The organism is Paenibacillus sp. JNUCC 34 (genome assembly GCF_058269055.1).
Genome location: NZ_CM177770.1, coordinates 3,130,930 through 3,144,878, shown reverse-complemented (window position 1 = coordinate 3,144,878; position 13,949 = coordinate 3,130,930). Strand labels below are relative to the sequence as shown.

General features: G+C 57.2%; 5 protein-coding genes. All 5 read right to left on the bottom strand.

Annotation, left to right across the window (positions count from 1 at the left end; all coding sequences use genetic code 11):
* Positions 1-67 precede the first annotated feature (67 nt).
* Genes AC2TF5_RS14675 through AC2TF5_RS14655 form a run of 5 tightly spaced genes read right to left on the bottom strand, consistent with a single transcriptional unit; the run spans position 68 to position 13,890 of the window.
* Positions 68-1,039, bottom strand: coding sequence for a hypothetical protein (locus AC2TF5_RS14675; protein WP_491297799.1), 972 nt, complete (start codon positions 1,037-1,039; stop codon positions 68-70).
* Positions 1,040-1,072: 33 nt separating this feature from the next.
* Positions 1,073-11,392, bottom strand: coding sequence for an amino acid adenylation domain-containing protein (locus AC2TF5_RS14670; protein WP_491297797.1), 10,320 nt, complete (start codon positions 11,390-11,392; stop codon positions 1,073-1,075).
* Positions 11,393-11,406: 14 nt separating this feature from the next.
* Positions 11,407-12,210 (bottom strand): CPBP family glutamic-type intramembrane protease, encoded by an 804-nt coding sequence (locus AC2TF5_RS14665; RefSeq protein WP_491302892.1) that lies wholly within the window; start codon positions 12,208-12,210, stop codon positions 11,407-11,409.
* Complete coding sequence (locus AC2TF5_RS14660) at positions 12,207-13,013, bottom strand: CPBP family intramembrane glutamic endopeptidase (protein ID WP_491297796.1); 807 nt, start codon at positions 13,011-13,013, stop codon at positions 12,207-12,209. The genes AC2TF5_RS14665 and AC2TF5_RS14660 overlap by 4 nt, the downstream gene beginning before the upstream one ends.
* A 4-nt stretch (positions 13,014-13,017) precedes the next feature.
* A complete protein-coding gene (locus tag AC2TF5_RS14655; RefSeq protein ID WP_491297794.1) occupies positions 13,018-13,890 on the bottom strand; it encodes a CPBP family intramembrane glutamic endopeptidase in 873 nt (290 codons plus the stop codon).
* Between the last annotated feature and the right edge of the window lie 59 nt (positions 13,891-13,949).

Below are 13,949 nucleotides of genomic sequence, written 5' to 3'. Positions count from 1 at the left end.
TGGCAAACAAATTAAAGATATCGTCATAACGCCCGCCTCCCGGGTAAAATGTTGACTCAAGCGGCCTTTACGCGCCGGCGACCAGCGTGGTCCAAAACGCCTTTTCCTTTGCGAACAAATCGTCCGCTAGTGCCAGCTCTCTGCCGCGTTCGAAGTCTCCCGTCACAAAGCGGTCCTTTAACTGATCCCATCCATCCCTCACTGCGCCAAGCTGACTCGACAGCGACTCAAACAGGGCTTCGCCGATCAGCCTCTTCTCCCGCATGGAGTGGAGCAGCGACATGTTGGCGATATGCCGGTTGCAAATGATGTTGACGCCGACAAGGCCATAGGTCAAATGAGCTTGCTTTTTCTCCGGTTCGGAATCTACATTCCACATGCCCTCTATTGAGAACTCGCCAAGCTCCCTCACCAGCCGCTCCGCATTTTCCACCACTTCAACCAGCTTTAACTCGTAGGGATGAACCTTTTCCTGCAGGTTGTATACGTAGAAGGCAGGCCCCAAATAGTCCGGATTCACGTTGTATTCCGAGTTGCCGTATGCCTTAAGCAGCCTTTCCTCCGGAACCTCGTGCTCCTCGTAGCCCGCAAGCGTATCGTCAATGACGTAGAAAGTGCCTCGCTCCTTGTCGTATCCGTTAAACAGCGAATAATGATACCAATGGAACTTTTTCCAGGCCATGCTGCCCGGCAGCCAGTCATATAGATCGATGTTTACGCTCAAATTGCGTCCGCCTTTCAATATCGTCCTGATTTCCTCCAGAACCGTCTCCTTGCTGCGGAAATGACCGGGCTCGATATAGAGAATTACCTGCGACAGCGGAAATCTAGCCGGATCGTCCAAATAATACAGCGTGTCAATTGTCGGATAGCGGAAGTCCTTGTCCGTTGCCGCCTCCCAAGGATAGTAACGGTAAATGTTCAAATATGCCGCATCCCTGTAGCTGGGCTCCACCGACACCGCAATAGAAAACGCCTGGTTCAGCATGCAGTTCATCCAAAACTCGTTAAACGGTTTCCTTTCCATCGACAGCTTCATCGTTCGCCGCCTCCTTAGGCTCAGAATGTTGGTTCAATCAAGCTTGCTTGCCGCAAGCACAGTACTGATTTTTTTCATTGCTCCGTCTTCGACCAACGCGCGTATGATCGCCGTATAATCATCCGCCAGCACCCGGGCGGTCTCTTCGCGGAAAAGACTTTTCGAATATTCCATCGCAAAGCGGAGCCTGCCGTCCTGCTCCGACGCTTCAAGTGTTAAATCGAATTTGCTGACGCCCGGATCAAACTCCTTGGGGTCGAATTCAATGCCGCCCGAACGGTAAGCGACGCGATCGATATTTTGCAAAATAAACATCGTATCGAATAGCGGATTGCGGCTGCGGTCCTGTTCGATTCCCAACTTTTGCACCAAATCCTCGAACGGATAATTCTGGTGCTCCAACGCCCGCAGCACATCCTCATGCAGCTCGGACAAATAATCGCCAACGGTCCGGTACGATTCCGGGAAGCTGCGAATCGCGACCGTATTGACGAACATCCCGATCAACCCTTCCAGCCCCGCATGATTGCGGCCCGCTACCGGCGTGCCGATAATGATATCCTCCTCACCGCTCCATTTGCTCAGAAGCATCGAATAAGCTCCGAGCAGCACCGTATACAACGTCGTACTGCGCTCGCGCGCAAACGCCTTGATCTTGAACGTAAGCTCCACATCCAGTATGAAGTTGATCAGACCGCCCTCGAAGCTTTGCAGTTCCGGCCTTGGGGAGGCCGTCTTGAGATCTAGCGTTGGCAGCTCCCCTTCGAACGCCTCCAGCCAGTAGCGCTCATGCTCCATATAGGCCTCGCTGCCGATTTGTTCTTCTTGCCATACCGTGTAATCCCGGTACTGGATATCCAGCTCCGGCAGCTCGCCGCCGCCGTACAACGTGGTCAGTTCCTGCAGCAGGACGCTGACGGAGACGCCGTCGGTAATAATATGATGAAGGTCCAGCAGCAGCAGATGGCGCTCCTCGCCAAGCGGAATTAATCCGGCCCGGAACAGCGGGAGACGGCTGAGATCGAACGGACGGATAAAGCGCTCCATCAGCGCGCTGATGCCGCCGAACAATCCTTCGTCTCCGCCTTCCGCGAGCAGCTTGCCCGCAGCCATTCTCAGCCTGGCACCCTGCTCCAGCGTAAATATCGGCTCCGCATGCACGCGCTGACGGAACTCGTCCTCCTCGTGATGAAACGTCGTTCTGAGCGATTCATGGCGGCGCATGATCGCCAGGAAAGCTTCCTCCAGCCGCTCCACATCGAGCTTGCCTTGCATATGCACGGCGAACGGCACATGGTACATCATCGTTGCCTCGCCCGAGATCAGCCCCATTATAAACTGGCGGCGCTGCGGCCTTGACATCGGGTAATGTTCGCGCTCCGACTGTTTCGGAATGCGCGCGGCCGCCACGGTTCCACTAGTGTCCAGATGAGCTGCTAAACTTTCAAGCGTAGGATTCATAAAAATATCGCGCAGCGGCATTTGGATGCCAAAGCGTTCCGCAATGCGGCTGACCATGCCTGCCGCCTTCAAGGAATGGCCACCGAGCTCGAAAAAGCTGTCCTTGGCGCTGATTGCATCCGTACCGAGCAGCTCCTTCCAAATCTCCGCCAGCTTGCGCTCGGTATCCGTCGACAGCGGAACAAGCTCGCGTATGCCAGCGTCGGCCGGTCCCGGCTTCGGCAGCGCCCTTCTGTCGATTTTGCCCGTTGGCGTAAGCGGAATCGCATCCAGAACGACCATGAAGGCCGGAACCATATAAGAAGGTAGCTTGTCCCCGAGATATTCGCGCAGCTGCCCGGTCAACCGGCCGGATGGCGCGGCACCGTCCGGCTCCGCATCCGCTGCCGGGGCGTTCTGCATGACAACATACGCACAAAGCGCATACTCCCCATCCTCTTCCTGAAACGCGGTGACGACCGTTTCCTTCACCTGCTCATGGCGGAGCAGCAACTGCTCAATTTCACCGATTTCAATCCGGTGCCCCCTGATTTTCACCTGGAAATCGCGGCGTCCCGCATAGGCAAACTCCCCATTTTCAAGCCTGCGCCCAAGGTCACCCGTGCGATATATGCGTTCGCGCGGCGCATACGGATTCGGCACAAAAGCGACATCCCATTCGGGATGGCTAAGATACCCGCGCCCGACGCCCGGCCCGCCGATGCAAATTTCGCCCGTCACGCCTGTCGGTTGCAGCTTCAGTCCTTCGTCAAGCACCATCATGACGGAACCTTCGATCGGCGTGCCGATCGAAATGTCCTCGCCTTCGGTCACTTCCCGGATGGAGGTCCACACCGTCGTCTCCGTCGGACCGTACAAATTAAACAATCTGGCTCCGGTAGCGGTGCGTAGCCTGCCAAGCACATCAGCCGTCAGCGGCTCCGCCCCGATCATCAATATACGCAGCTTTTGCAAACCGTCCGTTTCGCCTCGCAGATTCATCCACCATTTGAAGCGCGACGGCGTAATTTGCAGCACATCGACGCTGTGCATGTCGATCAGGCCTTGCAGCAAGGCGGCGTCGCCCCGTTCCTCTTCATTGGCCAATACAACCCGCAACCCCATTGTGAGCGGCAGCAGATTTTCAACGACAAAAATATCAAAGGAGACCGATGCCATCGCCAGGATGCTCTGACCCTTCTCAAATGGAATCCGGTTTCTGAAGCCGCTGATGAAATGCGCCAGCCCGCGATGCTCGATCATCACGCCTTTGGGACGCCCGGTCGAGCCCGACGTATACAGCACATACGCCAAATGGTCCGGCTTATGGACACACTCCGGATTGCCTCTGTCCGCCGCATACAGCTCCGGATCGTCCAAATACCACTCAGCAACTGCTCTCGTTACGACTCCCGCATATGCTTTTTCCGTCAGCAGAAGCGCTTCACCGCAATCCTCAAGCATCCAGTCGATCCTCTCTTTCGGGTAAGCCGGATCAATAGCGACATATGCGCCTCCAGCTTTCAAAACACCCAAAATAGCGACAAGCAGCAGCGGGCTTCGGGATGCCATCAGCGCGACAATGCGCTCGGGCCCCACACCCTTCGCCCGCAAGGAATGGGCAAGCCGATTCGCGCGTTCGTTCAGCTCGGCGTACGTCACCGTCTCCGCGCCGAATTGAATCGCCGCCGCATCCGGCGTGCGTGCCGCCTGGCGCTCCACTTCCTGCACAAACCCCGTCCATTCCACCGTTGCTTGCGTTGAAGCCGCTCCCGCGTCTTCTTGCCGATCCGTTATGCCTCTCTCAGCTCGATTTTCCATCCTACCACTGCCCCCCTCTCTACTCGCGGCCTGTACCGGCATGCCTCCTCCGGCCAACTGAGCCAGCAATTGCTCCCGCTCCCTTTCACTCATCAGCTCAAGCTCGCCGACCGTGCGATCGCGCGATTTGCACATCTCCCGTACGAGTACGGTATAGCTTTCCGCCATGCGGCGCCCGGTTTTCTCATGAAACAAATCCGTTGCGTATTCCAGTTGAAGCTCGATTTCCGATTCCCGCTCCACCGCTTCCAGAGTCAGGTCGAACTTGCTTGTCCTCGCCTCGAACGGCATTTCGCCAAAGACGAGGCCGCCAGCTTCCATCACCGCCCGGTCCATATTTTGCAAGACAAACATGGCGTCAAACAAAGGATTGCGGCTTCTGTCCGCATCTGCCTTCAGCCCTTCGACCAGCTCCTCGAAAGGATACGTCTGGTGCGAAAGCGCCTCTACGACATGGTTATGCAGCTCCGCCATATAGGCCCGTACCGTCTTGTCTCTTTCCGGCCTTGTCCGCAGCGCCAGCGTGTTGACGAACATGCCGAGCATGCCATGCGTATCGGCATGCTCCCTGCCGGCGGCGGGGGTGCCCACAATCACTTCGGCCTGCCCGCTGTATTTGGCCAGCATCGCGGCAAAAGCGCCCAGCAGCACCGTGTACAGCGTCGTCTTCGCTTCCCGTGCCATCTTTCGCGCCTCCGCCGTTGTCCGCGCGTCCAGCCGGAACGAATGGCGGAGGCCCTTATAGCTCGGCAGAGACGGCCGCGGCCGATCCGTCGGCAGCTCCAGAACAGAAAGCTTGCCTTCGAAGATTTCCATCCAGTACCGCTCCTGCTCCGCATAAGCGGCATTTGCAAATCCTGCTTCCTGCCACACCGCATAATCGCTGTATTGCACGCGCAGCTCCGGCAGCGACTGTCCGGCATACAGCTGCGACAGCTCATTCACCAGCAAACCGGAGGATACGCCGTCCGTAATAATGTGATGAACATCCAGCAGCAGCAGGTGATCTTCCTCATTCAGCCGCAGCAGCCCCGCCCGCAGCAGCGGCAGCTTGTCCAGATGAAACGGCCGCTGGAAGACTTCCATCAGCCTTGTCACCTCGGCGCCGTTCGGCGGCGCTCCCCGCAGCGCTTCGTCCCTGGTCAACGCTGCAGGGTCCAGCACCTCCAGCTTGAACGCATACGCCGTATGAACCATTTGCCTGAACTCGTCCTTTGACATATGGAAGGTCGTCCGCAAGCTTTCGTGGCGGCCGATCAGCGCCGTAAATGCGTCTTCCAGCCGCGCCACATCCAGCCTGCCCTGCAAGCGGAGTGCAAACGGCACATGATACATGGTGGCGTCTCCGGCCAGCATCTGCATCATATATTGGCGGCGTTGGGCGCGCGACATCGGGTACCACTCGCGGCGCTCCGCCTTCGGGATCGGATCAGCCGCCGCAGCAGTGCCGTCCCGCTCCTTCAGCCAGGCGGCCATTTCCGCAATGGAGGTAAGCTCGAATATCAGGCTGAGCGGAACCAGGGCGCCCGTCGCCTGCTGCAGCTTGCCCGCCAACACGGCAGCCTTCAAGGAATGGCCGCCAAGCTCGAAAAAGTCGTCGTGAATGCCGGTTGGCCCGGCCGTATCGCCCAGCACTTCCTTCCAAATGGCGGCGACACGCTCTTCCATCTCGTCTCGCGGTAGCTCCGGCTTTCCCCGCTCCCGAAGCCCGAATTCCGGCTCCGGCAAGGCGCGCCGGTCCACTTTCCCGTTCGGTGTCAGCGGTATCGCGTCAATCGCCGTGATATAGGCCGGAATCATCGCGTCCGGCAGCTTGTCTTTCAGCCTTCTTCGCCAGTCCCGCGAAGGGAGCTTGTCCGAAGCGACCACATACGCGCACAGCTCCTTATCTCCGCTTGCTTGCTCGCGGACGACCACAACCGCATCCTCCACCTCGGGAAGGGAAATCAATTGCGAGCGAACCTCGTTCATTTCAATCCGCACACCTCTGATTTTCACCTGTTGGTCGGCCCGGTCCACATACATCGCGTTCCCGTCCGGCAGCCACTTTGCGATATCGCCGGTGCGATACATAAAGTGGCCCTCGCGGTACGGATGCAGCAAAAAGCGCTCGGTTGTCAAATCCGGCTTGTTCACATAACTGTCGGCAAGGCCGCTGCCGGAAATATACAGCTCCCCGGCTGCGCCGAGGGGAGCAAGCTGGCCGCCATAGCCGAATATAAAAATTTCAACATTGTGCATCGGCCCACCAATCGGCACATAGCCGCCCCGATAAGCGCCCGGCTTGTATGCGTACATATTGGAGCAAACCGTCGCCTCCGTCGGGCCGTAACCGTTCATAATCCGAATCTCGGGATTAAGCTTCGTATACAGCTCCAGCGTTTCGTCTTTAATCGGCTCTACCCCAACGAGCATCTTGTTTAACGCAATCACGGAAGCCGATTGCTCCAGCAGCCGCGCAACTTCTTTCAGCAAAGACGGCGGCAAATAAGCGAATGTAATCCGCTCTTTCGCAATCACCTCGGCAATTCGCCTCGGATCAAGCAATTTCGGCTCCGGGTAAAGCACCGTGCAAGCCCTGAACATAAGCGGCATAAAAAGCTCCGCTACGCTGACGTCAAACGAAATATTGGTAAGGCTGAGGCATCTGTCTCCCTCGCCGTATTGCCCGTCGAAAAACGTCCTGAACGAATGCCCGAAATTGTAAAAGCTGCGATGCGGCACAATGACGCCCTTCGGCTGACCCGTAGAACCGGAGGTATAGATGACGTACATCGGATCGGCGGCGTCCTGCGGCCATGCGTCGGCGGCATCGTCAGCGCCGGAGAACAGCGTCTCATCCGCAATGTCCAGCACCTGCAAGGAGGCCGGCACGACTGCCGCGACTCCGGAACGTGCGCCATCCGCGAATACCAACTCCGCCCCGCTGTCCGCCATCATATAGCGGATGCGCTCCTCGGGATAATGCAGATCTATAGGCATATAAGCGCCTCCGGCTTTCATAACGGCGAGCATAGCGGTCATCATGGGGATGGAGCGCTCCGCCATGATGCCGACTACGCTGCCGCGTCCCACATCTTTGGCGCGCAAGGTTCGTGCCAGCGCATCGGTACGGCGATCCAGCTCCCGATAGGTCATGGATTCACCGCCGCAAGATACAGCCGGCAGGTCGGGAACGGCCGCCGCCTGTTCCTTGAAGCAATCATGCAGACAGCGCGGGGGCGGAAAGTCCGCTTCGCGTCTCCCCAGCGCCAGCATGTGCAGGCGCTCCTCCTCCGTCAGGATCTCCGCTTCGCCGAGCGCGGCTTCGGGACGAAGCGTCACGCTGCGCAGCAGCTGCACATAATGCCGCATGAACCGCTCGGCTGTCGCGCGGTAAAACAAATCCGCATTATATTCCACGACAAGCCGCAATTCCTCACCATTCTCCACAGCCTGAATCATCAAATCGTATTTGGCCGTGCCATGCTCAAAGCGCTGGTGGCGATACGACAATCCCTCCGTCGAAGCGTTTGGAATACCCAGGTTTTGCATGATGAACATCGTGTCAAACAGCGGACTCCGGCTGGCGTCCCTTCTGTCTATCCACTGCGCGATTTCCTCGAAGGGATAATCGGCGTGGGCGTAAGCCCCAGTCGCCATCTCTTTCACTTCGGACAAAAAGGCTCTGAACGGTTTGTCGGCGCGCGGGTAAGCGCGCAGCGCCAGCGTGCCGGTGAACATGCCCGCGATCGCTTCCAGCTCGCGCCTGTTCCGTCCCGCAATCGGCGTACCGACGGCAATGTCCTCGGCCCCTGTATAGTGGGCGAGGAAAGTGTAATATGCCGATAGCAGCACCATAAACGGAGTCGCGCCCGATTCGGCCGCTAGGCTGCGCACAGCCGTCATCAAACCGGCCTCGACATACACGTCGAACGTTTCGCCGCGATTGCTTTTGACGGGCGGACGCAGGGCATCGGTCGGTAGGGCAAGCAGCGGCCAGTCTCCCCGGCATTGCTCACGCCAATACTGTTCGGCGTTCCCGGAGAGCGGCCTGCTCTCCTGCCATACCGCATAATCCTTGTATTGCAGCGACAGCGGCGGCAACGAACCGCCCTGATATAAAGTCATCAGGTCGGACAAAAGAATACCTGCCGACATGCCGTCGGATGCAATATGATGCATATCAAGAAACAGCACATGTTGCTCGGGCTCGATTGTCAGCAAGGCTGCTCGGAGCAGTGGAGCCGTATCGAGCCTGAATGGCTGGAACAAGCTTTGAAGTACGCCTTCCACTTCTGCTTCATCAGCCTCCATGCGAATCAGGCGGAAAGGAATAGCAGCATGAATGCGCTGCCTGATCTCTCCGTCGATGACGTGGAAGGTGGTGCGAAGCGTCTCGTGACGCTCCACGATGGCTTGCAGGACGGCCTCCAGCCGATCTGCATCAATAGCCCCGTCCAAGTGCAAACATTCGGGCAAATTGTAGCTGCGATCATCCGGCATCGCCTGCTGCTGCAAATACATGCGTTTCTGTGGCGATGAAACCGGATAATGCTCTTGCGGGGCCGCCTTTGGTATCGGTTCCAGTGTATCGCCAGACAAAGAGTCGGCCGCTTGGCCGGTTAACGGCCCGACATGCCCGCCGTCCGCTCCTGCTCCATCACGGCCGCCAGCCGCCGCTTGCCAATCATAACCGCCATTCGCCTCGTGTCCGCCGTTCCCAACGCCCGCCCTTTGCCCATCGTGCTGGGCGTTCGTTCTTTGCGCTGTCGCCTCGCCGCTCTCTCTGATCCGTCGCTCGATCAAGGCTGTGAACGAAGGCAGATCCGCATGCCCCAGTAAATCCGCCGCCTGAATGCGGACGCCCGCAAGCTCGCTGAGCTGGTTTACAATTTTGAGCGCAATAATGGAATCTCCGCCTAGTTCATAAAACCCGGCATTCGCAGGCAATTCGTTATAACCGAGTAGCTCTCCCCAAACATCCGCAACTTGTTGCTCCCATTCCAGACCAGAACGCCCCCCGGTTAACGCAACGCTGCGGCGGCGCTGACTCGTCATCCCGCCGCTCCGCTCTAGCGCGGCTTGCCATCTGGCAAACGTCTCGTTCATCCCGCCGCTCCGCTCTAGCGCGGCTTGCCATCTGGCAAACGTCTCGTTCATTTCTTGCCTAAGCTCCTCAGGAATATCTCCACCGAGCGAATATCCGCTCCAGGCCGCAAGTGGCGTGTGAAGCGCCGCTCCGGCGCGCGCTTCCTCCACCCAGCAACGGTGAGAATCGAACGGATACGTCGGAAGCGGCAGCCGTTGGCGGCGTTGTCCTAGGTAGATCGCTTTCCAGTCGATCTCGTAGCCGCCCACGTAACGCTGGCCCAGCTCCAGCGCTTCCATTTCCCGGTCGTTTGGAACAGGTTGCTGCCGCATATTCCCGGTCGCAACCGAATCGGCCATCCCGAAGAAGACGTTTGGCAGCGCAAGACCGGTCAGGCCGCTTTCGGCTGCGGCTTGCAAGGTCTGGGCAAGCTCTTCCCAGCTGCTTACTGCAATCGCCAGGCGATAACGATGGGCTCCCCGGCCAACTGCCAAGGTGTAGCAAAGGTCGGCCAGACTGCGGCTCTCATCGCCGCGATGCTGCGCTGCCCAGTCCCGGAACAGCAATACGAGCCGCTCCAGTGCCGTCATGCTGTGTGCGGACAAACAGAATAGCTCCACTCTGTCCGATCGAATCGAAGGTATCCCGGCGGGAGCCTCTTCCAGCACAACATGGCAATTGGTTCCGCTCATGCCGAACGCGCTTACTCCGCATCTTCTTGCTCCGCCGTCCGTCTCCCATGGCGTCAACTCGTCATTGACATAAACAGGCGAATCCACAAACGGAATGTTACGGTTCGGCGAGCGGAAATGAAGCGTTGGCGGAAGCTGCTTGTGGACAAGCGATAGGATTGCCTTGAGCAGCCCTGCAATACCGGCGGCATGGTCGAGATGGCCGATATTTGTTTTCAACGAGCCGATGGCGCAAAATTGTCGTTTATCGCTATATCTTCGGAAGGCGCGCGTCAACCCGTCGATTTCGATCGGGTCGCCCAGCGAGGTTCCCGTGCCGTGCGCCTCCATATACGTCACCGTTTCGGGATCAATGTCCGCATCCTGCCAGGCGCGCGCAATGACGTCCTCCTGCGCGAGGGCGTTCGGGGCGGTAATGCCGACCGAACTGCCGTCCTGATTCATCGCGCTGCCTTTGATGACGGCATAAATAGGGTCGCCGTCCTCCTGCGCGCGGGACAGCGGCTTCAGCAGCAGCGCAATCACACCGTCGCCGATACCCGTTCCGTCCGCCGAGTCGTCGAACGTTCTGGCCCGGTTGTCGCTTGACTCGATGCCAAGCCGTATGCCGGTATCCAGCGGCAGCACGTTAATTTTGACACTGCCAGCAATCGCCGCCTCGCATTCGCCGCTGCGGATCGATTGGCATGCCAGATGGACGGCTACCAGCGAGGAGGAGCAGGCGGTATCCACGCTGATCGACGGTCCGCGCAAATTAAGCAAATACGAAATCCGGCTTGGTATCATGGAGCTAAGATTGCCGGGCGCCGCCATGGACAAGGCGTCCGGGTCCAGCGTTTCGATGATTCGCTTATAATCATGCAGCGTGTCCCCGTTATAGCCGATAAAGACGCCGGTGCGCGAACCATGCAGCGCATCTCCGCCGTACCCCGCATTCTCAAGTGCGCCCCAGGCCGTCTGCAAGAACTGGCGCTGCGCCGGACTCATCAGCGAGGCTTCTTTGGGCGAAAGCCGGAAAAAAGAATAGTCAAAACCTGAAATATCTTCGATATACGCACCGTCAAAAAAGGAAACGGAGCCGTATTGCGCCTCCATGCGGCGTAAATACGGCTTTAACTCTTCCTTGCGGGAATCCGGTAAGCCGCCTACCAGGTCCTTCCCGCTTCGCAGAAGCTCCCAGAACTCTTCGTGCGATTCCGCGTGCGGCAGCTTGGCGGATATCCCGACAATCGCAATATCCTTGAGGGAAACATTGGAGACGGAGCCCCCGCTCAGCCCCTTCCGCCCGGATGTGTCCTTTTTGGTATCCAGCAAATCCAATTGAAACATGGCGCCCTTCCCTCCTAGACAGTAATAGAATCGCTGACGGCCTGTTCTTTTTTCGCCCTTCCACCGCTCCCGCGCAGCAGCAGCAACACATGCGCCGCGATGCCAAGTCCGCTGATCAAGGCTAATAATCCAAGCGTACCGGACTGCCAATCTCCCGCCCATTGCAGCACGATATACAAGGTGCCTGTGCTGCACACATGGGCCGCTAGCGACCCCCAAAGCGAATGCGAGCCGGCGCGAACGGCACCGTATACGATCGCGCCCAGCGCCGCAAATGCGCCAACCGTCACATTCATAAATACCGCGCCGAACAATACGGCCTGGAGCAGAACCGTCCACAGAACCGAAAGACGTTGACTGAGTGTATGGAACAGCATTCCTCTGAACAGCCATTCCTCCAGCAAAGACCCCAGCAGCAAGCTGCCAAGCACAAAAATGATCAGGCTGCCGCCGGCGACAAAAGCGACCAGATCCGAAATTGCCGGAAATGTCGCTTTTATCCACGGAAGACGAATAAACACAGCGATAAACAAGCCAAGCCAAACGCCAGTCCCTGCAGACAGTAGCAACGATCCCCCGCGCGGAGGAACAAATCCCAAATCCTTCAGCGAAATTTTTTGCCAGCGCAGCAGCGGAAGATAGACGGCAAGCACGATGATATTGGATACAATCAGCACAATGCCGGAATTGCCTGTGATCCAGTCTTTCAGCCCGGGATCGCCGACCCAGTTGAAGAGCACTTGATTGACAAGCATCACAATCGCCGCATAAATGACCAAATATAAGCCGGTATTTCCCGCTATTCGCAATCCCTTCACCAAGGCGTCACCGCCTCGGAAGACAGCGTGGAGATCGAAGAGCGATGCTTGACCGCAAGGAATATGCCAACCGCAATCATGGCGGCCGCCACAGCCATCCAGGCGGACATGACGGTGACGTCCGTCGTCTCCGGCCCGTAATGCCAAAGCAGGTATTGGCTACCCTGACAGGCGACTTGCGCGGCAATCGGCGCCCAGATGGATTTAAACCAGACATACAAGAGTGCAAAAATAACCGCACCGAGAAAACCGTACAGCGACAGCGGAATGTCTCCGAAAAAGAACAACGCCCCGTACAACACGCCCTGAATCACAATTGCGATCCAAACTGGGAGCACGCGTCTGAACTCATTCATCAGAATGCCTCTGAACAATGTCTCCTTGTAAATATTTCCGAGAATCAGGAAAACCAGAAATACATACCATTCCGCGCGGTTCAGGTAATCAAACAATTCGCGGAACTGGTACTTGTCCGATGCAATGGCGGGAAGCCGGGAGAAAGCGACTGTAAACAAGCCGGCTCCAAGCCCGATCCATAAAGTGATCGCCACCGATTTGCCGCCCATCACGCGGAACTTAGCCGCCTTAAACAGATTTTCTTTGAATATAAACCTCCAGGCCAGCAGCATGAGCGGCAAACCCACCATATCGTTCAAAATAATGACGGTTACCGTGTTCTGTTCAAACCACGTGCTTCTGGGGTACACATAATCGAAAAATAATGTCGTCACGGTAAAAAACCATGCAAAATACAGGCCGATAACAACAGCCACGCGAGCCAGCATCATTCCCCACGCCTTCATTCGGTCATCCCCCCTTTTGTGCTGCCGATGGCGCGTCAGCCGTCAGCGCTTGACCGGCGCGTGCGCCGATGCTGCCGTTGCCGGAGGTCCGCCAGATATAGACGGAACCTCCAATCAACGCAGCCAGACAGAACGCTGTAATGATATACAGAGAAACATCGCCCAGCTTGTCAAACCATTCGTAGAACCCGATGTATTTAAATAGAAAGATTGTGCCCATGGCCGTATTCTGTACCAAAATAGGCGCCCACAGCGACCCGGTGCGCAAATACAGCGACCCGTAAATCAGGCCCGAGCCGATGCTGATGACCGAAAGCGCCGCGCTTGGCTGGAAGTAGGCGTAAGCCGCGGCTTGCAGCACCAAGGCCACATATACCGGCATAACCCTGCGAAGCTCGCTGAAAATGAGGCCCCTGAACAATATTTCTTCAAATGCCGGGCCGATCAAACCGGCGCCCAGAATGACATACCAGATTGAATCCCCCCTGATCAGATCGTCGACCAGTGCGGGAATGGACGGAAATTGCCGCGCAATATCGTCAATGACGATGAGGCCGATGCTGAACAAACTTCCGGCAAGACCCAGGCCAATCATCAGCAAAACGCGCGAGGCGCTCAGCCGGTTGAAGCCCGACGCGCGGAACAGATTTTTTTCCGCATGGGGCCAGATCCATCCTTTGATACGAAAGATGAGCATGTACACAAGCGTAATCAGCGTGAACAGAACGACCATAAACATGGCCGGGTTGCGATCCAGAAACTTGGCGAAGGACAGCGTTACTTCGTACTTGTAAGTAGAGCGAAGTAGATAGAGCAGCGCATAAAAGACCCCGAGATAAAGCGCGATATTCACTATCATGGTCAACACTTTTTTCACAGGAAAGCTCCTTTCTTCCTTCTGTCAATACATGTTAAAAAAGTCAGACACATCCCGGT